The following is a 19,956-nucleotide window of genomic DNA, read 5'->3' as shown; positions in this document are numbered from 1 at the left end:
TCCATGCGGGATAAGGCGTTTACGCCGCATCCGGCATGGATTGCCTGATGCGACGCTGGCGCGTCTTATCAGGCCTATGTGAACAGCCCTTCCACCTGAAATTAATTTTAAAAAGGGGCTAACAGCCCCTTTTTTGTCAGGAGAATTTATTATGGCGAAAGAATTTGGTCGCCCGCAGCGCGTAGCGCAGGAAATGCAAAAAGAGATCGCTCTCATCCTGCAGCGTGAAATTAAAGATCCTCGTCTGGGCATGATGACCACCGTTTCCGGTGTCGAAATGTCTCGTGACCTGGCGTATGCCAAAGTATATGTGACGTTCCTCAACGACAAAGATGAAGACGCGGTTAAAGCGGGCATCAAAGCGTTGCAGGAAGCTTCTGGTTTCATCCGCAGTCTGCTGGGTAAAGCGATGCGTCTGCGTATCGTGCCGGAACTGACCTTCTTCTACGACAACTCACTGGTTGAAGGGATGCGTATGTCAAATCTGGTGACCAGCGTGGTCAAACATGACGAAGAACGTCGTGTTAACCCGGACGACAGCAAGGAGGACTAATGAGTCGTCCTCGTCGTCGCGGTCGCGACATTAACGGCGTTTTGTTGCTGGATAAACCGCAGGGTATGTCCAGCAACGATGCGCTGCAAAAAGTGAAACGTATATATAACGCCAACCGTGCCGGACACACCGGTGCGCTGGACCCGCTGGCAACTGGCATGTTGCCGATTTGCCTCGGGGAAGCGACGAAGTTTTCCCAGTATCTGCTGGACTCCGACAAACGCTATCGGGTGATTGCGCGTCTTGGACAGCGTACCGATACTTCTGACGCAGATGGACAAATCGTTGAGGAGCGTCCGGTAACCTTTAGTGCAGAGCAACTGGCGGCGGCGCTGGATACTTTCCGTGGCGATATCGAACAGATCCCTTCGATGTATTCAGCACTGAAATATCAGGGCAAAAAACTGTACGAATACGCGCGTCAGGGCATTGAAGTTCCACGTGAAGCGCGCCCGATTACCGTTTATGAATTGCTGTTTATTCGCCATGAAGGCAATGAGCTGGAGCTGGAAATTCACTGCTCAAAAGGCACTTATATCCGCACTATCGTTGACGACCTGGGTGAAAAACTCGGCTGTGGCGCGCATGTTATTTACCTGCGCCGTCTGGCGGTAAGTAAATATCCGGTTGAACGGATGGTGACCCTGGAGCACCTGCGTGAACTTGTTGAGCAAGCTGAACAGCAGGATATTCCGGCTGCGGAGTTACTTGATCCATTACTGATGCCAATGGACAGTCCAGCTTCGGACTATCCGGTGGTGAATCTTCCGTTAACGTCTTCTGTTTACTTCAAAAATGGTAATCCAGTTCGTACATCTGGTGCGCCGCTGGAAGGACTGGTTCGTGTTACAGAAGGTGAGAATGGCAAGTTTATCGGTATGGGTGAAATTGACGATGAAGGCCGCGTTGCGCCTCGTCGCCTGGTGGTTGAATATCCGGCGTAATGTTAACCATCTTGCGATAACAGGTCGCTACGAGTAGAATACTGCCGCTTAACGTCGCGTAAATTGTTTAACACTTTGCGTAACGTACACTGGGATCGCTGAATTAGAGATCGGCGTCCTTTCATTCTATATACTTTGGAGTTTTAAAATGTCTCTAAGTACTGAAGCAACAGCTAAAATCGTTTCTGAGTTTGGTCGTGGTGAAAACGACACCGGTTCTACCGAAGTTCAGGTAGCGCTGCTGACTGCACAGATCAACCACCTGCAGGGTCACTTTGCAGAGCACAAAAAAGATCACCACAGCCGTCGTGGTCTGCTGCGCATGGTTTCTCAGCGTCGTAAACTGCTCGACTACCTGAAACGTAAAGACGTAGCACGTTACACCCAGCTCATCGAGCGCCTGGGTCTGCGTCGCTAATTCTTGCGAGTTTCAGAAAAGGGGCCTGAGTGGCCCCTTTTTTCAAACTGACGGCAGCAATTCACTGGAAACTAATGTATTGTTGCTATGAATGATCTTCCGTTGCAGAGGTTCGCGCGGCTAATGAGAGGCTTTACCCACATTTGGCTGGGTTAGGGTTGTCATTAGTCGCGAGGATGCGCAGAAGATCGGGTATTAACACCAGTACCGTAAGGTGCTGTCTAAGAAAGAAAAGGGTATTACATTGCTTAATCCGATCGTTCGTAAATTCCAGTACGGCCAACACACCGTGACTCTGGAAACCGGCATGATGGCGCGTCAAGCCACTGCCGCTGTTATGGTTAGCATGGATGACACCGCGGTATTTGTTACCGTTGTCGGCCAGAAAAAAGCCAAACCAGGTCAGGACTTCTTCCCACTGACCGTTAACTATCAGGAGCGTACCTACGCTGCTGGTCGTATCCCGGGTAGCTTCTTCCGTCGTGAAGGCCGCCCAAGCGAAGGCGAAACCCTGATCGCGCGTCTGATTGACCGCCCGATTCGCCCGCTGTTCCCGGAAGGCTTCGTCAACGAAGTTCAGGTTATCGCCACCGTGGTTTCTGTTAACCCGCAGGTTAACCCAGATATCGTCGCGATGATTGGTGCTTCCGCAGCACTGTCTCTGTCTGGTATTCCGTTCAATGGCCCGATTGGTGCTGCCCGCGTAGGTTACATCAATGACCAGTATGTACTGAACCCGACTCAGGACGAGCTGAAAGAGAGCAAACTGGATCTGGTTGTTGCGGGTACTGAAGCCGCTGTACTGATGGTTGAATCTGAAGCTGAACTGCTGAGCGAAGACCAGATGCTGGGCGCAGTAGTGTTCGGTCATGAACAACAGCAGGTTGTTATTCAGAACATCAATGAACTGGTGAAAGAAGCCGGTAAACCGCGTTGGGACTGGCAGCCGGAGCCGGTAAACGAAGCGCTGAACGCGCGCGTTGCTGCACTGGCTGAAGCTCGTCTGAGCGATGCTTACCGCATCACCGACAAACAAGAGCGTTATGCGCAGGTTGATGTCATCAAATCTGAAACCATCGCTACGCTGCTTGCTGAAGATGAAACCCTGGACGAAAACGAACTGGGTGAAATTCTGCACGCTATCGAGAAAAATGTTGTTCGTAGCCGCGTACTGGCAGGCGAACCGCGTATCGACGGTCGTGAAAAAGATATGATCCGTGGTCTGGATGTGCGTACTGGCGTGCTGCCGCGTACTCACGGTTCTGCGCTGTTCACCCGTGGTGAAACGCAGGCGCTGGTTACCGCAACGCTGGGTACTGCACGTGACGCGCAAGTTCTTGATGAACTGATGGGCGAACGTACTGACACCTTCCTGTTCCACTACAACTTCCCTCCGTACTCCGTAGGTGAAACCGGCATGGTCGGTTCTCCGAAGCGTCGTGAAATTGGCCACGGTCGTCTGGCGAAGCGCGGCGTGCTGGCAGTAATGCCGGATATGGACAAATTCCCGTACACCGTACGTGTTGTGTCTGAAATCACCGAATCCAACGGTTCCTCTTCTATGGCTTCCGTGTGCGGCGCGTCTCTGGCGCTGATGGACGCAGGTGTGCCGATCAAAGCCGCTGTTGCGGGTATCGCGATGGGTCTGGTGAAAGAAGGCGACAACTACGTTGTACTGTCTGACATTTTGGGTGACGAAGATCACCTGGGCGATATGGACTTCAAAGTTGCGGGTTCCCGCGACGGTATCTCTGCACTGCAGATGGATATCAAAATTGAAGGTATCACCAAAGAGATCATGCAGGTTGCACTGAACCAGGCTAAAGGTGCGCGTCTGCACATCTTGGGTGTAATGGAACAGGCGATCAACGCGCCGCGTGGCGATATCTCTGAGTTCGCACCGCGTATCCATACCATCAAGATCAACCCGGACAAGATCAAAGATGTTATCGGTAAAGGCGGTTCTGTAATCCGTGCTCTGACCGAAGAAACAGGCACCACCATCGAAATTGAAGATGACGGTACTGTGAAGATCGCAGCGACCGATGGCGAGAAAGCGAAACACGCAATTCGTCGTATCGAAGAGATCACTGCAGAAATCGAAGTGGGCCGCGTCTACAATGGTAAAGTGACCCGTATCGTTGACTTTGGCGCATTTGTTGCCATTGGTGGCGGTAAAGAAGGTCTGGTCCACATCTCTCAAATCGCTGACAAACGCGTTGAGAAAGTGACCGATTACCTGCAGATGGGTCAGGAAGTACCGGTGAAAGTTCTGGAAGTTGATCGCCAGGGCCGTATCCGTCTGAGCATTAAAGAAGCGACTGAGCAGTCTCAACCTGCTGCAGCACCGGAATCTCCGGCTGCTGAACAGGGCGAGTAAGGTTGCCATTTGCCCTCCGCTGCGGCGGGGGGCTTTTAACCGGGCAGGACGCCTTGTTAGCAACCGGGAACAGGACGTTCATTCAACCGTGGTCTTCGGGAGTGGGAAATGAAGCCTTTTTTGCGCTGGTGTTTCGTTGCGACAGCACTTACGCTTGCAGGATGCAGTAATACTTCCTGGCGTAAAAGTGAAGTCCTCGCGGTACCATTGCAACCGACTTTACAGCAGGAAGTGATTCTGGCACGTATGGAACAAATCCTTGCCAGTCGGGCTTTAACCGATGACGAACGCGCACAGCTTTTATATGAGCGCGGAGTGTTGTATGATAGTCTCGGTCTGAGGGCATTAGCGCGTAACGATTTTTCGCAAGCGCTGGCAATCCGACCAGATATGCCTGAAGTATTCAATTACTTAGGCATATATTTAACGCAGGCAGGCAATTTTGATGCTGCCTATGAAGCGTTTGATTCTGTACTTGAGCTTGATCCAACTTACAACTACGCGCACTTGAATCGCGGGATCGCATTATATTACGGCGGTCGTGACAAGTTAGCGCAAGATGATCTGCTGGCGTTTTATCAAGACGATCCCAATGATCCTTTCCGTAGTCTGTGGCTTTATCTCGCCGAGCAGAAGCTCGATGAGAAGCAGGCTAAAGAAGTGTTGAAACAGCACTTCGAAAAATCGGACAAGGAACAGTGGGGATGGAACATTGTCGAGTTCTACCTGGGCAACATTAGCGAACAAACGTTAATGGAAAGGCTCAAGGCGGACGCAACGGATAACACCTCGCTCGCTGAGCATCTCAGTGAAACCAACTTCTATTTAGGTAAGTACTACCTAAGTCTGGGGGATTTGGACAGCGCCACGGCACTGTTCAAACTGGCGGTTGCCAACAACGTTCATAACTTTGTTGAGCACCGATACGCATTGTTGGAATTATCGCTCCTGGGCCAGGACCAAGATGACCTGGCAGAATCGGACCAGCAATAGCTGACGTACACATCAGCCCGTAATCTTATTTGATTGCCATCACCTTAACGGGTGAGGGCGTTGTTGTTCGTTAATACACCTACTTTGAGCCGGTTCACACTTTTCAATGAAAATTGCTGATCAATTTCATGATGAGTTATGTAGACTGGCCGCCATTAATTTTGAGGCACACGTACTACATGGCTGAATTCGAAACCACTTTTGCAGATCTGGGCCTGAAGGCTCCTATCCTTGAAGCCCTTAACGATCTGGGTTACGAAAAACCATCTCCAATTCAGGCAGAGTGTATTCCACATCTGCTGAATGGCCGCGACGTTCTGGGTATGGCCCAGACGGGGAGCGGAAAAACTGCAGCATTCTCTTTACCTCTGCTGCAGAATCTTGATCCTGAGCTGAAAGCACCACAGATTCTGGTGCTGGCACCGACCCGCGAACTGGCGGTACAGGTTGCTGAAGCAATGACGGATTTCTCTAAACACATGCGCGGCGTAAACGTGGTTGCCCTGTACGGCGGCCAGCGTTATGACGTGCAATTACGCGCCCTGCGTCAGGGGCCGCAGATCGTTGTCGGTACTCCGGGCCGTCTGCTGGACCACCTGAAACGTGGCACTCTGGACCTCTCTAAACTGAGCGGTCTGGTTCTGGATGAAGCTGACGAAATGCTGCGCATGGGCTTCATCGAAGACGTTGAAACCATTATGGCGCAGATCCCGGAAGGTCATCAGACCGCTCTGTTCTCTGCAACCATGCCGGAAGCGATTCGTCGCATTACCCGCCGCTTTATGAAAGAGCCGCAGGAAGTGCGCATTCAGTCCAGCGTAACGACCCGTCCTGACATCAGCCAGAGCTACTGGACTGTCTGGGGCATGCGTAAAAACGAAGCACTGGTACGTTTCCTGGAAGCGGAAGATTTTGATGCGGCGATTATCTTCGTTCGTACCAAAAACGCGACTCTGGAAGTGGCTGAAGCTCTTGAGCGTAACGGCTACAACAGCGCCGCGCTGAACGGTGACATGAACCAGGCGCTGCGTGAGCAGACACTGGAACGCCTGAAAGATGGTCGTCTGGACATCCTGATTGCGACCGACGTTGCGGCCCGTGGCCTGGACGTTGAGCGTATCAGCCTGGTGGTTAACTACGATATCCCGATGGATTCTGAGTCTTACGTTCACCGTATCGGTCGTACCGGTCGTGCGGGTCGTGCTGGCCGCGCGCTGCTGTTCGTTGAGAACCGCGAGCGTCGTCTGCTGCGCAACATTGAACGTACTATGAAGCTGACTATTCCGGAAGTAGAACTGCCGAACGCAGAACTGCTGGGCAAACGCCGTCTGGAAAAATTCGCCGCTAAAGTACAGCAGCAGCTGGAAAGCAGCGATCTGGATCAATACCGCGCACTGCTGAGCAAAATTCAGCCGACTGCAGAAGGTGAAGAGCTGGATCTCGAAACTCTGGCAGCCGCCCTGCTGAAAATGGCACAGGGTGAACGTACTCTGATTGTTCCGCCAGATGCGCCGATGCGTCCGAAACGTGAATTCCGTGACCGTGATGATCGTGGTCCGCGCGATCGTAACGACCGTGGCCCGCGCGGCGACCGTGAAGATCGTCCGCGTCGTGAACGTCGTGACGTTGGCGATATGCAGCTGTACCGCATTGAAGTGGGCCGTGATGATGGTGTTGAAGTTCGTCATATCGTTGGCGCGATTGCTAACGAAGGCGACATCAGCAGCCGTTACATCGGTAACATCAAGCTGTTTGCTTCTCACTCCACCATCGAACTGCCGAAAGGTATGCCGGGTGAAGTGCTGCAACACTTTACGCGCACTCGCATTCTCAACAAGCCGATGAACATGCAGTTACTGGGCGATGCACAGCCGCATACTGGCGGTGAGCGTCGTGGCGGTGGTCGTGGTTTCAGTGGCGAGCGTCGTGAAGGTGGTCGTGAAGGCGGTCGTAACTTCAGCGGTGAACGCCGTGAAGGTGGTCGTGGTGATGGTCGTCGTTTTAGCGGCGAACGTCGTGAAGGCCGCGCACCGCGTCGTGATGACTCTACCGGTCGCCGTCGTTTCGGTGGTGATGCGTAATCATCGCTGAACAGCGAACACAATCTGTAAAATAATATATACAGCCCCGATTTTAACAATCGGGGCTTTTTTTCTGTCTTTTGTACTCGTGTACTGGTACAGTGCAATGCATAACAACGCAGTCGCACTATTTTTCACTGGAGAGAAGCCCACATGGCAACACTAACCACCACCCAAACGTCACCGTCGCTGCTTGGCGGCGTGGTGATTATCGGCGGCACCATTATTGGCGCAGGGATGTTTTCTCTGCCAGTGGTCATGTCCGGTGCGTGGTTCTTCTGGTCAATGGCGGCGCTGATCTTCACTTGGTTCTGCATGCTGCATTCCGGATTGATGATTCTGGAAGCTAACCTGAATTACCGGATCGGTTCGAGTTTTGACACCATCACCAAAGATTTGCTGGGCAAAGGCTGGAACGTGGTCAACGGCATTTCCATTGCCTTTGTGCTCTATATCCTGACCTATGCCTATATTTCTGCCAGTGGTTCGATTCTGCATCACACCTTCGCGGAGATGTCGCTGAACGTCCCGGCACGCGCGGCGGGTTTTGGTTTTGCACTGTTGGTGGCGTTTGTGGTGTGGTTGAGCACCAAAGCGGTCAGCCGGATGACGGCGATTGTGCTGGGGGCGAAAGTCATTACCTTCTTCCTCACCTTCGGTAGCCTGCTGGGGCATGTACAGCCTGCGACATTGTTCAACGTCGCCGAAAGCAATGCATCTTATGCGCCGTATTTGCTGATGACCCTGCCGTTCTGCCTGGCGTCGTTTGGTTATCACGGTAACGTGCCAAGCCTGATGAAGTATTACGGCAAAGATCCGAAAACCATCGTGAAATGCCTGGTATACGGTACGCTGATGGCGCTGGCGCTGTATACTATCTGGTTGCTGGCGACGATGGGCAACATCCCTCGTCCGGAGTTTATCGGCATCGCCGAGAAGGGCGGTAATATTGATGTGCTGGTACAGGCGTTAAGCGGCGTGCTGAACAGCCGTAGCCTGGACCTTCTGCTGGTCGTGTTCTCAAACTTTGCGGTAGCGAGTTCGTTCCTTGGCGTAACGCTGGGTTTGTTTGACTATCTGGCGGATCTGTTTGGTTTCGACGACTCAGCTGTGGGCCGCTTGAAAACGGCACTGTTGACCTTTGCCCCGCCTGTCGTTGGTGGTCTGCTGTTCCCGAACGGATTCCTGTACGCCATTGGTTATGCCGGTTTAGCGGCTACCATCTGGGCGGCAATTGTTCCGGCGCTGTTGGCCCGCGCATCGCGTAAACGCTTTGGCAGCCCGAAATTCCGCGTCTGGGGCGGCAAACCGATGATTGTGCTGATTCTGGTGTTTGGCGTTGGTAACGCATTGATCCATATTTTATCGAGCTTTAATTTGCTGCCGGTGTATCAGTAATCAGCGGTGCCTTATCCGACATGTCTGCTGCCTACACAATGCCTGATGTGCTTCGCTTATCAGGCCTACGTAGGACAGCGTTGCCAGCTCGGATAAGGCTTCCCGCGTTAAAACACACTATCCCAACAACTCTTCCTTAACATCCATCGCCAGCTCAAACGAATGCAGGCGCGCCTGGTGGTCGAAAATCTGCCCGTTAACCATAATCTCATCGGCGTCGGTTTCGCGCAGGATCGACTGCAAACCATGACGCACTTTCGCTTTATCGCCCACCAGCGACATACTCAGTGCCTGCTGCACGCCATACTGCTCGGACGGCGACCAGAACTGATCCATATTTTGAATCGGCGGCGGCAGTTGCCCGGTTTCGCCGCGGCGCAGCTTCACAAAGGCTTGCTGCATCGAGGTAAACAGGAATTCGGCATCGCGGTTGCTGTCGGCGGCGATAATATTGATGCACACCATCGCGTACGGTTTTTCCAGCCGTGCTGACGGTTTGAAGTTGCTGCGATAAAGATGCAGCGCCTGGAACAGCATATCCGGCGCGAAGTGTGAGGCAAACGCGAACGGCAGACCAAGCTGCGCTGCCAGTTGCGCACTGTAAAGGCTGGAGCCTAGCAACCACACCGGGATTTTCTCACCATAGCCCGGTACCGGGCGCACATGCGGATTGGGATCGCGGGCGTCAAACCAGTCCACCAGCTCCGCGACATCGCGGGGGAAATTATCAATATCGCCGCTCATATGACGACGTAGCGCCATCATTGTCCGCTGATCGCTACCTGGAGCACGTCCCAGCCCTAAATCGATTCGCCCCGGATAGAGTGTATTAAGCGTGCCGAACTGTTCGGCAATGACCAACGGTGAGTGGTTAGGCAACATCACGCCGCCGGAACCCAGATGCAGCGTGGTGGTATTCGCCGCCAGATAGCCAATCAATACCGACGTTGCAGCACTGGCAATGCCGGTCATATTGTGGTGTTCAGCCAGCCAGTAGCGATGATAGCCGCGCTTTTCAGCCAGACGGGCGAGGTCGAGAGAGTGGGAGAACGCTTCTCGTGCTGAAGAACCTTCGGGAATGGGGGCCAGATCGAGTAGCGAAAACGGAATGGTTTTATCAGTCATAACAGCTCACTTTGTTACCGATTAATCTTTAATACTGCATTAAAGAGTAGTTAACGTTGTTAACAAAGTGAGCTATATACTTAGGCTTGCAGCTCCAGCCCCGCCAGCCGCTTCCAGTAGCCGTTACAATCGCTGTTTGCCGTCAACGGCAGTGGCGCTGCGCCATTTTCATTGGCGCGGAAGGCGTCGAGCATCGCGAAAGTGTCAGTACCCTGCGGTGACAGGCGGACCACATCAACCAATCCCTGCATGGATGCCAGCTCGTTACCGAGGTTGTAAACGTAGCCGCTCATGGTCTGAATGCCGTTGAGTACAAACACTTGTTGGTTTTCCTGCGACAGCACGTTGCGCCCGTTCGGATACTTAATGCAGCAGGTTTCACACTCATCTTTCGGGCGGTCTTCCGAACGCGCGGTAAAGCAGCGGGCGGAGTAGGCCAGTGGCAGATGACCGTAGCTCAAGACTTCCACTTCAAACTGGTTGCGAATGCCCAGTTCATCGCACTGATTAAGCAGATTCACCAGCCAGTCGCGGGAAAGTTCCACCGGCATACACCAGCGCATCATGCCCTGTTTAAGCAATATTTTCAGCGTCACCGCGTTGTAGCAGTTCAGCGCATGCCCGGCGACGAACGGCAGTTTGCGCTCAGCGCACATATTCACCACGCCGAGATCGCTGGCTTCAATCAGAAACTCACCGTTCTCAACATAGCGTTTCAGTTCGCCCAGTTCGGAGGATGCCTGCACAAGCGCCAGCGTGGAGAGCACAATCTGCTTGCCACTTCCGGCGAGCGATTTTGCCATCTCCAGCCAGTCGCCAACTTTGGTTGCCCGGCGCTTGCTGCATACCGCTTCACCAAGATAAATCACGTCGGCGCTGCTGGCTGCGGCCTGCTGATAAAATTCTTCCAGCGTCTCTTTTGGCCAGTACCACAGCACCGGCCCTAAGGAATATTTCATTGCTTTTCTCACTGCCATTTACGGTGATACGCGCCAAGGGTGGTCTGCGTGCCTTCGGACATCGACCCGAGCGTCTCCATCCACGCGCTTTGCGGTACGAAGTTTTGCGGATCGGCCTTACAACGGTCGATAGCCTGACGCCAGACTTTCGCCACCTGGCTGACATACGCCGGGCTACGCTGGCGGCCTTCAATTTTCACCGAAGCAATATTTGCCGCCATTAACTCCGGCAGCAGTTCCAGGGTATTGAGACTGGTTGGTTCTTCAAGCGCGTGATAACGCTCGCCGTCCACCAGATAACGCCCTTTACACAGCGTCGGATAACCTGCGTTTTCGCCGTCCTGATAACGGTCGATCAGCACTTCGTTCAGGCGGGATTCCAGCCCCTGCGGCGTTTGTTGCCAGCGCACGAAGCGGGCCGGAGAACACGCGCCCACGGTGTTGGGCGATTCCCCCGTCAGATACGACGACAGATAGCAACGGCCTTCCGACATAATGCACAGGCTGCCGAAAGCGAACACTTCCAGCGGTACAGGGGTAACCCGCGCCAGTTGTTTCACCTGATGAATCGACAACACGCGCGGCAGCACCACGCGGGCAACGTCAAAATGGCGATGATAGAAGTTAATCGCCTCTTCATTGGTTGCCGAAGCCTGCACTGACACATGACGCTCAATATGCGGGTATCGCTCGGCGGCGTACTCCAGCATGGCGAGGTCGGCGAGGATCAGCGCGTCGGCACCCAGCTGCGCCGCCATATCCACGGCGCGCTGCCAACGGGCGTAACCGTCCGGATGCGCAAAAGTGTTAATTGCGATGTGAAGTTTGCGGTGATGTTGATGAACAAAACTCACCGCTTCCTGCAATTTTTTCTCGGTAAAGTTAAGGCCGGCGAAGTGACGGGCATTAGTATCATCTTTTAGCCCGATATAAACAGCATCTGCGCCGTTTTCGATGGCCGCCTTAAGCGCCGGGAGATTTCCGGCAGGGCAGAGCAGCTCCATAATTTTTCCTGAAGGTTGCGCAGTCAAAGCGCAAAAATGTTAACGAACTGGGATTTTAGTTAACCCTGCTGCGACAATTTTTGATTTAAGGCAGTTAAAGTTGTATTGGTGGTAGCAGCAATTTCATATGGAATTGTTGATTTATACCGCCATGTTATTTTTCCAATATGGCAAAATAGGATGATTGTTGAAGCAGGGAGTAAAACTCGTGTTGGATAAACTGCGTTCCCGCATTGTGCATTTGGGGCCATCTCTGTTGAGTGTACCGGTAAAACTGACGCCATTTGCGCTTAAACGCCAGGTTCTTGAGCAGGTCTTAAGCTGGCAATTCCGTCAGGCGCTGGACGACGGCGAGCTGGAGTTTCTTGAAGGCCGCTGGTTAAGTATTCATGTGCGTGATATTGACCTGCAATGGTTTACCTCGGTGGTGAATGGCAAACTGGTTGTCAGCCAGAACGCGCAAGCTGATGTGAGTTTTAGTGCCGACGCCAGCGATCTGCTGATGATTGCGGCGCGTAAACAAGATCCAGACACGCTCTTCTTCCAGCGTCGGCTGATGATTGAAGGCGATACGGAGCTGGGGCTGTATGTGAAAAACCTGATGGACGCCATTGAACTGGAGCAGATGCCGAAAGCCTTACGTATGATGCTGCTGCAACTGGCGGATTTTGTTGAGGCGGGAATGAAAACCGCGCCTGAAACCAAACAGACATCGGTAGGTGAACCATGCTAATTCGAGTAGAAATTCCCATTGATGCGCCGGGTATTGATGCCCTGCTGCGTCGTTCATTCGAAAGCGATGCGGAAGCGAAGCTGGTTCACGATCTGCGTGAAGATGGCTTTCTGACGCTGGGCCTGGTGGCGACAGATGACGAAGGTCAGGTCATTGGCTATGTGGCATTCAGTCCGGTAGATGTGCAGGGCGAAGACCTGCAATGGGTCGGCATGGCTCCGTTGGCGGTTGATGAAAAATACCGTGGACAGGGGCTGGCACGCCAACTGGTCTATGAAGGACTCGATTCGCTTAATGAGTTCGGCTATGCCGCAGTGGTGACGCTGGGCGATCCGGCGCTGTACAGTCGTTTCGGCTTTGAACTGGCGGCGCATCACGATCTGCGTTGCCGCTGGCCGGGCACTGAAAGCGCCTTCCAGGTACATCGTTTAGCGGATGACGCGCTGAACGGCGTAACCGGGCTGGTTGAGTATCACGATCACTTCAATCGCTTTTAATCTCCGGGGTTTGCAGACTCCTTAATAGCTCTGCAAACCCTGCGCCTTCCGCTACCAGACGCTCTTTTTGCCGTTTGGTCAGTTGCTTAACGCGATATTCCGCCCGTAGTGCCAGCGAACGGTCACCCACTGGCGCGGAAAACGCCAGCGTTAGTTCACCTTTCCCACGCAGTGCTTTTGCCCCTTTGCCGCTCTGATGTTGCTGATAGCGGCGTTCGACATCCGTGGTGATCCCGGTATAAAGCTTATTGTCGGTGGTACGGATCAAGTAAAGAAACCAGGGTGTCATCGTCTGCGTCACATGTTAAGGTCTGGCCCACAGTATAAAAGAGAACAGCAATGGAAACACTCACCGCCATCAGCCGTTGGCTGGCAAAACAACATGTTGTCACCTGGTGTGTGCAGCAGGAAGGGGAACTCTGGTGCGCTAATGCCTTTTATCTTTTTGATGCGCAGAAAGTTGCCTTCTACATTTTGACGGAAGAAAAAACGCGCCACGCGCAGATGAGCGGGCCGCAGGCGGCGGTTGCCGGAACGGTAAACGGGCAGCCGAAAACGGTAGCGTTAATCCGTGGCGTGCAGTTTAAAGGCGAGATCCGCAGGCTGGAAGGTGAGGAAAGCGACCACGCGCGCAAGGCGTACAATCGTCGCTTTCCGGTTGCCCGAATGCTGTCGGCGCCGGTGTGGGAAATCCGGCTCGATGAAATCAAATTCACCGACAATACGCTGGGCTTTGGTAAAAAAATGATTTGGCTACGTAATTCAGGCACCGAGCAGGCGTAACGCCTCGCGGTTAAACGCTGGCAAATCGTCCGGTGTTCGGCTGGTAACCAGCTGATCTTTATCGACCACCACTTCCTGATCGTAAAATTCCGCGCCCGCGTTTTTAACATCAATAATGATCGGTTTAACGGCGGTCAGTTTGCGCCCCCGAATCACATCGGCGCTGATCAGCAGCTGCGGGCCGTGACAGATGGCGAAAACAGGTTTGCCGCTATTCACAAAATCTCGGGTAAAGGTGACAAAACGGTTGTCGCCACGCAGATAATCCGGTGAATGACCGCCTGGTAGCAGCAGGGCATCAAACTCTGCTGGCGTCACTTCATCGATGGATTTATCGATGGTCACGCTGGCTTCTCCTTTTTTGCCTTTCACCGTTTTACCCGCTTGTTTTTCAATGGTAATCACTTCGTGTCCGGCTTTACGGAACTCGTCTGCGGGTGAAGTGAATTCTGAATCCTCAAATTCATCAGTGATTAAAACGGCAATCTTCTTACTCATGTTTCCTCCGCGTTGTTGCATTGGATGAGGCGAATTTCTCACGATCGGGGATAATTACCTCGTAGACTATTAAGCCTGGTGCATGTACCAGGGAGCGCAAGGCGGACAATTCTGTAAAGGAGCGAAGATGAGTCAGGTACTGATTACAGGCGCAACGGGGCTGGTGGGCGGTCACCTGCTGCGGATGTTGATTAATGAACCGAAAGTTAACGCCATAGCCGCGCCGACGCGACGCCCGTTGGGCGATATGCCTGGCGTGTTTAATCCCCATGATCCGCAACTGACCGACGCGCTGGCGCAGGTCACCGATCCCATCGACATTGTGTTTTGTTGTCTCGGCACCACGCGGCGAGAAGCGGGGAGCAAAGAGGCGTTTATTCATGCCGATTACACGCTGGTTGTGGACACCGCATTAACCGGGCGGCGACTGGGCGCTCAGCATATGCTGGTGGTTAGTGCTATGGGTGCCAATGCCCACTCGCCGTTTTTCTATAACCGCGTCAAAGGGGAGATGGAAGAAGCATTAATCGCCCAGAACTGGCCGAAACTAACCATCGCTCGCCCGTCGATGTTGCTGGGCGATCGTAGCAAACAGCGGATGAACGAAACGCTTTTTGCGCCGCTGTTCCGTTTGTTACCCGGTAACTGGAAATCCATTGATGCGAGAGACGTGGCGCGGGTCATGCTGGCAGAGGCGATGCGGCCAGAGCATGAAGGTGTGACCATTTTAAGCTCTTCAGAATTACGCAAAAGAGCTGAATAATTATTCCCAAGAATTGATGGTGAGCGTAATATTCACGCGCTCAATTATCATAACTTATTCCTGGGGAATGCTATGACTGGTCAGTCTTCATCTCAGGCGGCAACGCCCATTCAGTGGTGGAAACCCGCGCTTTTCTTTCTCGTTGTCATTGCCGGTCTCTGGTATGTGAAATGGCAACTTTATTACGGCAAAGCGTTTACTGCCGCTGAAACCCACAGTATCGGTAAATCTATCCTTGCGCAGGCGGATGCTAATCCGTGGCAAGCGGCGTGGGATTACGCGATGATCTATTTCCTCGCGGTATGGAAAGCGGCGGTGCTGGGTGTGATCCTCGGCTCGTTGATTCAGGTGCTGATCCCGCGTGACTGGCTGCTGCGCACGCTTGGGCAATCGCGCTTTCGCGGCACGCTGCTGGGAACGCTGTTTTCGCTGCCGGGTATGATGTGTACCTGCTGTGCGGCTCCGGTCGCGGCGGGGATGCGTCGCCAACAAGTGTCGATGGGCGGTGCGCTGGCATTCTGGATGGGGAATCCGTTGTTAAACCCGGCGACGCTGGTGTTTATGGGATTTGTCCTCGGCTGGGGCTTTGCCGCGATTCGTCTGGTGGCGGGGCTGGTGATGGTGTTGCTGATTGCGACGCTGGTGCAAAAATGGGTGCGTGAAACACCGCAAACGCAGGCACCGGTCGAAATTGACATACCGGAATCGCAGGGCGGGTTTTTTAGCCGCTGGGGCAGAGCGCTATGGACGCTTTTCTGGAGCACGATCCCGGTTTATATCCTTGCTGTACTGGCGTTGGGGGCCGCTCGTGTCTGGTTATTCCCCCATGCTGATGGTGCGGTCGATAACAGCCTGATGTGGGTGGTGGCGATGGCGGTAGCAGGATGCTTGTTTGTCATTCCGACGGCGGCAGAAATTCCAATTGTGCAAACGATGATGCTGGCAGGTATGGGAACTGCTCCGGCGCTGGCATTGTTGATGACGCTCCCGGCGGTAAGTTTGCCGTCGCTGATAATGTTGCGTAAAGCGTTCCCGGCAAAAGCCTTATGGCTGACGGGGGCGATGGTGGCAGTGTCTGGAGTGATTGTCGGCGGGCTGGCGCTGTTGTTCTAAATATGCCGGATGCGGCGCGAGCGCCTTATCCGGCCTACGTTTTGTATCGTTGTAGGCCTGATAAGACGCGGCAAGCGTCGCATCAGGCATTACAAGAGCGGCTATTTAATAAACGTAAACGCTGTGGTTACACGCTTCACGCCGCTAACCCGGCTGGCAATATCTGCCGCTGCTTTCGCTTCACGTTCAGTCACCAGCCCCATCAGGAACACTTCACCGTTTTCGGTAGTCACTTTCACGTTGGACGATTTCACCAGATCGCTGGTTAACAGCTGCGAACGCACTTTGGTGGTGATCCACGTATCGTTAGATGCTTCGCCCAGACCAATCGGCTGGCCCTGACGAATCTCGTTATACACTTCATTCGCGCCATCTACGCCCATAGCAATCTGTTTGGCGCGAGCCGAAAGTTCAGAGTTTGGTGACTGCCCAACCAGCAGCACTTTGCCCTGATAGGCCGTTACATTAATGCGCGCTTCTTTCTTAATCTGCTCGTCTTTCGACAATGCGCTGTTCACGCGCACTTCCAGAGTACCATCGTCCACCTGGGTACCGACACTGCGTGGGTCAGTTGCGGCTTTGGTACCCACAGCAGCGGTACCCACTACGGCAGCGGCAACACAACCTTGTAACAGCAGCGCGGAAATAAGGACTGCGATTGGCGATAATGCCTTCATGTATTCTCCTTAATCATCCTGGTGAGGGAAAAGCGTGTTATCGATCAGATCGCACAGGCAATTTACCGTCAGCATATGCATTTCCTGAATGCGAGCACTACGATGCGAAGGAATGCGGATCTCCACATCCTGTGGCCCTAACAAACCTGCAAGTTCACCGCCGTCATAGCCGGTCAATGCCACAATGGTCATATCACGCGTAACGGCGGCTTCAACAGCTTTAACGATATCGCGACTGTTACCGCGAGTAGAAATGGCTAACAATACATCTCCCGCATGACCCAGCGCTCGTACCTGTTTTGCATACACTTCATCATGTAAGCGATCGTTGGCAATCGCCGTTAAGACAACATTATCAGTATTTAGTGCAATGGCAGGTAGGCTGGGCCGCTCCGTTTCGAAACGGTTGATCATGCTGGCAGCAAAATGCTGTGCGTTGGCAGCGGAGGTTCCATTACCACAACAGAGGATTTTGTTGCCATTGAGCAGAGACTGAACCAGCGTCATGGCTGCACGGGAGATGGCATCCGGAAGCGCCTCTGCCGCCGCAATTTGAGTTTGAATGCTTTCAGTGAAGCAAGCTTTAATTCTTTCTTGCACGCTAATCCTTAAACCTTAATTATGAGTGGTCATTAAAGGCATCCTTAATCCACTCAACCTCATTCCCGGTGAAGGCTACCACATCGAACCGGCAATCCACAGTATCAAAACTCCCATTATGACGCGCGAGCCACAAGCGGGCAGTCTGTAATAATTTGTGTTGTTTGCTGCGGGTCACACTGGCTACCGCGCCGCCGTATAGGGCAGAGCGGCGGTAGCGCACTTCGACAAAAACGGTGGTCTGGCCTTCACGCATTATCAGATCGATCTCGCCGCCACGCTCGTTCACGTTAGCGGCGATAAACCGCAGTCCTTTGCCTTCCAGCCAGCGACGCGCTTGTACTTCCCACGCATCGCCAGTCTGTTTAGTGGTTAACTGGCGGGGACTACCTGACCTTGTTGGTACTGTAGCCATGATAACTTCCTGTTAATCACGCAATCCGGGTTAGCCGTCAGACCTCCGGTATTACCGTTGATTTCAAAACCCTGAACCTGGCGCATTTGTGAGAAATGATTTGCCAGCGACCATGCATCAACACCCATTGCATACATGCGAGCCAGCGAATAATCGTTATTCACTGCGCTGAGCGCCTGCTGCATTAACGGCAGATTACCGCCTGCCAGCATCGGGATCTCGCTGTACTGTAATCCTTCCATCTCAAGTCGGAAATCAGGGCCAGCGGAGCCTTGTGCGCTGCGGGAACTGGCGTACAGCGTTGCACCGCTATGGCTGCCGTTACGCATGGCGATCATCGGTTTGACGAAAGCGATTTCGCCCGGCGTTGCCACAATATAGACCGCGTCGACACGACCACCGTTATTAGTGAACTGGTCATCGGTTGGTGTGGTTTGCAGCGTCGGGTTGTTTGTGGTCATGCCGGAATCAGTTGTCGCTCTGGGGGTAATCGGGCTACCCGTTAAAGCGATGCCGGAGCCGCCATTCACGCCCGCGCGTAATTCGCTGATGGAACCAAATTTTTGTTGCAGAACGGTACCGCCACCCAATTTCTGCCACTCTTGCGCGAAGGCGTTTGCTACGCGGTCGCCAAGCGAACTGCGCGGGATCAGCACCAGCGGCGCCTGTTTCCCCTGGTCACGAATATGACGTGCCGCATCGCGTGCTTCATCTTCCGGCGATAGCGCGAAGTAACAGATATTAGCGCGGTTTTCGATATTTTCCGGCTGATTCAGCGCCAGAACGTTCAGTGGAGTGTTGCTCTTCAGCAACTCCTCAACATTATTTTTCAGCAGCGGACCGACCACAATGCTCGCGCCGTCTTGCTGAACCTGGCTTAAGATCTGGCTAAGCGGTTGCGAAGAGGTATCGTAGATTTTCAGTTCTGCGGCTGGATTCGCTGGCGTGCTTACCGCCGCAGTACTTGCCGCAGGGGCGCTTACAGGCACCGGCTGTGCTGCGGTTTCTTCACCCGTTAAATCGCTAACCGAGGCTTGTGCCGGGCTGGCAACGCCATCCACGGTTTGCGGCTGGGGTTGTTCTGCCACGTCAGCGGCAGGCGCGGTAGCTACCTGAACCGCCACTGGCTGAGTGCCAATGTTTTTCGCCGCTTCAAAGCCTTGCTGAATTGTGCGACCAAATACCGCAGCCTGACCATTCAACGGCAGCAGCAGGGCGATTTTATTGGTTGACGCTGGTTTGAAAGCTTTTACGTTTACCAACTGTGTTGGCAGCATTTTCGCGCCCGGGTTGTTCGGATAACGTTTTTGCCAGTCGGCGATCCCGGCTTTCATCATGTTGGGATCGTTACGGTTATCAAACCAGACGCGTTGCAGATCCAGCCAGCCTTGCAGGATATTTTCGTCGGCGTTAATCACCAGCGTATTCGCCTGCTGTTGGGTCATGGACGATAGCGCTTGCCAGGTAGCGTCAATATTCTGTTGCTTTTCCTTCGCGCCGAGCAGAGGTTCCTGGGCGACTAACGCACGCAGTAATTCAATGGAAGGACGTCCCTGGCTGGCATCGATTTTCGCCTGCCAGTAGCGCGCCTGCTGATTTTGTTCTAAATCGGTTGGCGTGATTTTTGCCAACAAGGTCTGTGCGCCAGTAAAATCTTTTTGCGCCAGCTTGATTTCTACCGCCAGCAGCGTTTTCTCGCGACGCTGGGTATCGTTTAGTTCTTGCGGTAGTTGGTTAAACAACTCCACCGCTTGCCCGGTTTTGCCTTCTTTCACCAGTGCACGAATGGCGAGTAATTGCCAGTTGATCCTGGTATCATCAGAGCTTTGCTGCATCTGCTGTAGATAAAAGGCAGAATCGGCCTGCGCCGTCCCCTGCATGTAGGCAGTGGACTGATCGGGGGTATGGGTGCCACAACCGGCGAAAATTAGGGCTGCCAGAACAACAGGCAGACAACGCGCGGCTTTCAAACGAGAAAATGTTGAGGGTACCATAATGTATCCAGTGATATTTTTTTTACGC

22 protein-coding genes are annotated in these 19,956 nt (G+C 53.4%); 13 read left to right on the top strand and 9 right to left on the bottom strand.

Annotated features, from left to right (window positions below; genetic code table 11):
* Positions 1-151 precede the first annotated feature (151 nt).
* The 8 genes from rbfA (at position 152) to mtr (ending at position 8,767) form a co-directional block, all read left to right on the top strand.
* The gene (gene rbfA / locus FEK42_RS06935) at positions 152-553 is read left to right on the top strand and encodes a 30S ribosome-binding factor RbfA (RefSeq protein WP_001040205.1); all 402 of its coding nucleotides are present in this window, start codon (positions 152-154) and stop codon (positions 551-553) included.
* Complete coding sequence (gene truB / locus FEK42_RS06930) at positions 553-1,497, top strand: tRNA pseudouridine(55) synthase TruB (RefSeq protein ID WP_130204602.1); 945 nt, start codon at positions 553-555, stop codon at positions 1,495-1,497. Before rbfA ends, truB begins: the two co-directional genes overlap by 1 nt.
* 148 nt (positions 1,498-1,645) lie before the next feature.
* Positions 1,646-1,915, top strand: a complete 270-nt coding sequence (gene rpsO / locus FEK42_RS06925) for a 30S ribosomal protein S15 (RefSeq protein WP_000059470.1) — start codon at positions 1,646-1,648, stop codon at positions 1,913-1,915.
* Between the two features lie 244 nt (positions 1,916-2,159).
* Positions 2,160-4,295, top strand: coding sequence for a polyribonucleotide nucleotidyltransferase (pnp, locus tag FEK42_RS06920; protein WP_135493010.1), 2,136 nt, complete (start codon positions 2,160-2,162; stop codon positions 4,293-4,295).
* A gap of 108 nt (positions 4,296-4,403) precedes the next feature.
* On the top strand, positions 4,404-5,288 hold the full coding sequence (gene nlpI / locus FEK42_RS06915; protein WP_000802080.1) for a lipoprotein NlpI: 885 nt from the start codon (positions 4,404-4,406) through the stop codon (positions 5,286-5,288).
* A gap of 106 nt (positions 5,289-5,394) precedes the next feature.
* Positions 5,395-5,475, top strand: coding sequence for a protein YrbN (gene yrbN / locus FEK42_RS06910; RefSeq protein WP_010723222.1), 81 nt, complete (start codon positions 5,395-5,397; stop codon positions 5,473-5,475).
* Complete coding sequence (gene deaD, locus FEK42_RS06905) at positions 5,468-7,369, top strand: ATP-dependent RNA helicase DeaD (protein ID WP_130204606.1); 1,902 nt, start codon at positions 5,468-5,470, stop codon at positions 7,367-7,369. Before yrbN ends, deaD begins: the two co-directional genes overlap by 8 nt.
* Positions 7,370-7,522: 153 nt before the next feature.
* Positions 7,523-8,767, top strand: a complete 1,245-nt coding sequence (gene mtr / locus FEK42_RS06900) for a tryptophan permease (RefSeq protein WP_138211773.1) — start codon at positions 7,523-7,525, stop codon at positions 8,765-8,767.
* Positions 8,768-8,884: 117 nt separating this feature from the next.
* Here mtr and FEK42_RS06895 read toward each other — a convergent pair whose 3' ends face one another.
* The 3 genes from FEK42_RS06895 to FEK42_RS06885 all read right to left on the bottom strand — a co-directional run bounded on the left by FEK42_RS06895 (position 8,885) and on the right by FEK42_RS06885 (position 11,855).
* Positions 8,885-9,892 (bottom strand): LLM class flavin-dependent oxidoreductase, encoded by a 1,008-nt coding sequence (locus FEK42_RS06895; RefSeq protein ID WP_000130415.1) that lies wholly within the window; start codon positions 9,890-9,892, stop codon positions 8,885-8,887.
* Positions 9,893-9,972: 80 nt separating this feature from the next.
* Positions 9,973-10,851 carry a U32 family peptidase gene (locus FEK42_RS06890; RefSeq protein ID WP_135493009.1) on the bottom strand — a complete coding sequence of 293 codons (879 nt, stop codon included), beginning with the start codon at positions 10,849-10,851 and terminating at the stop codon, positions 9,973-9,975.
* 8 nt (positions 10,852-10,859) lie between these two features.
* A complete protein-coding gene (locus tag FEK42_RS06885; RefSeq protein WP_059270998.1) occupies positions 10,860-11,855 on the bottom strand; it encodes a peptidase U32 family protein in 996 nt (331 codons plus the stop codon).
* Positions 11,856-12,063: 208 nt separating this feature from the next.
* Here FEK42_RS06885 and FEK42_RS06880 point away from each other — a divergent pair, with 208 nt between their 5' ends.
* Together FEK42_RS06880 and FEK42_RS06875 are read left to right on the top strand one after the other, a co-directional pair.
* Positions 12,064-12,588 (top strand): SCP2 domain-containing protein, encoded by a 525-nt coding sequence (locus FEK42_RS06880; RefSeq protein WP_046081285.1) that lies wholly within the window; start codon positions 12,064-12,066, stop codon positions 12,586-12,588.
* A complete protein-coding gene (locus FEK42_RS06875; protein ID WP_000908553.1) occupies positions 12,582-13,085 on the top strand; it encodes an N-acetyltransferase in 504 nt (167 codons plus the stop codon). Before FEK42_RS06880 ends, FEK42_RS06875 begins: the two co-directional genes overlap by 7 nt.
* On the opposite strand, the gene yhbQ is transcribed toward FEK42_RS06875, so the two are convergent.
* Positions 13,072-13,374 carry a DNA damage response exodeoxyribonuclease YhbQ gene (yhbQ, locus tag FEK42_RS06870; protein WP_135493008.1) on the bottom strand — a complete coding sequence of 101 codons (303 nt, stop codon included), beginning with the start codon at positions 13,372-13,374 and terminating at the stop codon, positions 13,072-13,074. The two genes, FEK42_RS06875 and yhbQ, sit on opposite strands and share 14 nt — an antisense overlap.
* Positions 13,375-13,424: 50 nt before the next feature.
* Here yhbQ and FEK42_RS06865 point away from each other — a divergent pair, with 50 nt between their 5' ends.
* Positions 13,425-13,868, top strand: a complete 444-nt coding sequence (locus tag FEK42_RS06865; protein ID WP_130204618.1) for a YhbP family protein — start codon at positions 13,425-13,427, stop codon at positions 13,866-13,868.
* Here the strand turns inward: FEK42_RS06865 and yhbO are convergent.
* Positions 13,848-14,366 carry a protein/nucleic acid deglycase gene (gene yhbO / locus FEK42_RS06860; protein WP_000037608.1) on the bottom strand — a complete coding sequence of 173 codons (519 nt, stop codon included), beginning with the start codon at positions 14,364-14,366 and terminating at the stop codon, positions 13,848-13,850. The genes FEK42_RS06865 and yhbO overlap by 21 nt on opposite strands.
* Before the next feature lie 127 nt (positions 14,367-14,493).
* On the opposite strand from yhbO, the gene FEK42_RS06855 reads away from it, so the two are divergent.
* Positions 14,494-15,129, top strand: coding sequence for an NAD(P)H-binding protein (locus FEK42_RS06855; RefSeq protein ID WP_000084526.1), 636 nt, complete (start codon positions 14,494-14,496; stop codon positions 15,127-15,129).
* Positions 15,130-15,201: 72 nt separating this feature from the next.
* Positions 15,202-16,242, top strand: coding sequence for a permease (locus tag FEK42_RS06850; protein ID WP_135493007.1), 1,041 nt, complete (start codon positions 15,202-15,204; stop codon positions 16,240-16,242).
* Between the two features lie 101 nt (positions 16,243-16,343).
* Here the strand turns inward: FEK42_RS06850 and dolP are convergent, their stop codons facing one another.
* Genes dolP through lpoA form a run of 4 tightly spaced genes read right to left on the bottom strand, consistent with a single transcriptional unit; the run spans position 16,344 to position 19,928 of the window.
* The gene (dolP, locus tag FEK42_RS06845; protein WP_000646037.1) at positions 16,344-16,919 is read right to left on the bottom strand and encodes a division/outer membrane stress-associated lipid-binding lipoprotein; all 576 of its coding nucleotides are present in this window, start codon (positions 16,917-16,919) and stop codon (positions 16,344-16,346) included.
* A gap of 9 nt (positions 16,920-16,928) precedes the next feature.
* Positions 16,929-17,519, bottom strand: coding sequence for a DnaA initiator-associating protein DiaA (gene diaA / locus FEK42_RS06840; protein WP_001158034.1), 591 nt, complete (start codon positions 17,517-17,519; stop codon positions 16,929-16,931).
* A 19-nt stretch (positions 17,520-17,538) separates the two neighbouring features.
* Positions 17,539-17,934, bottom strand: coding sequence for a YraN family protein (locus tag FEK42_RS06835; protein WP_130204624.1), 396 nt, complete (start codon positions 17,932-17,934; stop codon positions 17,539-17,541).
* Positions 17,892-19,928, bottom strand: coding sequence for a penicillin-binding protein activator LpoA (gene lpoA / locus FEK42_RS06830; protein WP_135493006.1), 2,037 nt, complete (start codon positions 19,926-19,928; stop codon positions 17,892-17,894). Before lpoA ends, FEK42_RS06835 begins: the two co-directional genes overlap by 43 nt.
* Positions 19,929-19,956: the final 28 nt, after the last annotated feature.

The organism is Escherichia sp. E2748, from assembly GCF_005781125.1.
Taxonomy (GTDB): domain Bacteria; phylum Pseudomonadota; class Gammaproteobacteria; order Enterobacterales; family Enterobacteriaceae; genus Escherichia.
The sequence above is the reverse complement of the archived record's forward strand: the minus strand, read 5'-3'. Positions and strand labels throughout refer to the sequence as shown.

Bases quoted from the DNA above. Each gene is read 5' to 3' on its own strand.
- nlpI (WP_000802080.1), top strand. From the start codon at position 4,404: ATGAAGCCTTTTTTGCGCTGGTGTTTCGTTGCGACAGCACTTACGCTT.
- deaD (WP_130204606.1), top strand. From the start codon at position 5,468: ATGGCTGAATTCGAAACCACTTTTGCAGATCTGGGCCTGAAGGCTCCT.
- FEK42_RS06890 (WP_135493009.1), bottom strand. From the start codon at position 10,851: ATGAAATATTCCTTAGGGCCGGTGCTGTGGTACTGGCCAAAAGAGACG.
- FEK42_RS06875 (WP_000908553.1), top strand. From the start codon at position 12,582: ATGCTAATTCGAGTAGAAATTCCCATTGATGCGCCGGGTATTGATGCC.
- lpoA (WP_135493006.1), bottom strand. From the start codon at position 19,928: ATGGTACCCTCAACATTTTCTCGTTTGAAAGCCGCGCGTTGTCTGCCT.
- yhbQ (WP_135493008.1), bottom strand. From the start codon at position 13,374: ATGACACCCTGGTTTCTTTACTTGATCCGTACCACCGACAATAAGCTT.
- FEK42_RS06835 (WP_130204624.1), bottom strand. From the start codon at position 17,934: ATGGCTACAGTACCAACAAGGTCAGGTAGTCCCCGCCAGTTAACCACT.
- FEK42_RS06865 (WP_130204618.1), top strand. From the start codon at position 13,425: ATGGAAACACTCACCGCCATCAGCCGTTGGCTGGCAAAACAACATGTT.
- rpsO (WP_000059470.1), top strand. From the start codon at position 1,646: ATGTCTCTAAGTACTGAAGCAACAGCTAAAATCGTTTCTGAGTTTGGT.
- yrbN (WP_010723222.1), top strand. From the start codon at position 5,395: ATGAAAATTGCTGATCAATTTCATGATGAGTTATGTAGACTGGCCGCC.
- FEK42_RS06885 (WP_059270998.1), bottom strand. From the start codon at position 11,855: ATGGAGCTGCTCTGCCCTGCCGGAAATCTCCCGGCGCTTAAGGCGGCC.
- yhbO (WP_000037608.1), bottom strand. From the start codon at position 14,366: ATGAGTAAGAAGATTGCCGTTTTAATCACTGATGAATTTGAGGATTCA.
- dolP (WP_000646037.1), bottom strand. From the start codon at position 16,919: ATGAAGGCATTATCGCCAATCGCAGTCCTTATTTCCGCGCTGCTGTTA.
- FEK42_RS06895 (WP_000130415.1), bottom strand. From the start codon at position 9,892: ATGACTGATAAAACCATTCCGTTTTCGCTACTCGATCTGGCCCCCATT.
- rbfA (WP_001040205.1), top strand. From the start codon at position 152: ATGGCGAAAGAATTTGGTCGCCCGCAGCGCGTAGCGCAGGAAATGCAA.
- mtr (WP_138211773.1), top strand. From the start codon at position 7,523: ATGGCAACACTAACCACCACCCAAACGTCACCGTCGCTGCTTGGCGGC.
- truB (WP_130204602.1), top strand. From the start codon at position 553: ATGAGTCGTCCTCGTCGTCGCGGTCGCGACATTAACGGCGTTTTGTTG.
- FEK42_RS06855 (WP_000084526.1), top strand. From the start codon at position 14,494: ATGAGTCAGGTACTGATTACAGGCGCAACGGGGCTGGTGGGCGGTCAC.
- FEK42_RS06850 (WP_135493007.1), top strand. From the start codon at position 15,202: ATGACTGGTCAGTCTTCATCTCAGGCGGCAACGCCCATTCAGTGGTGG.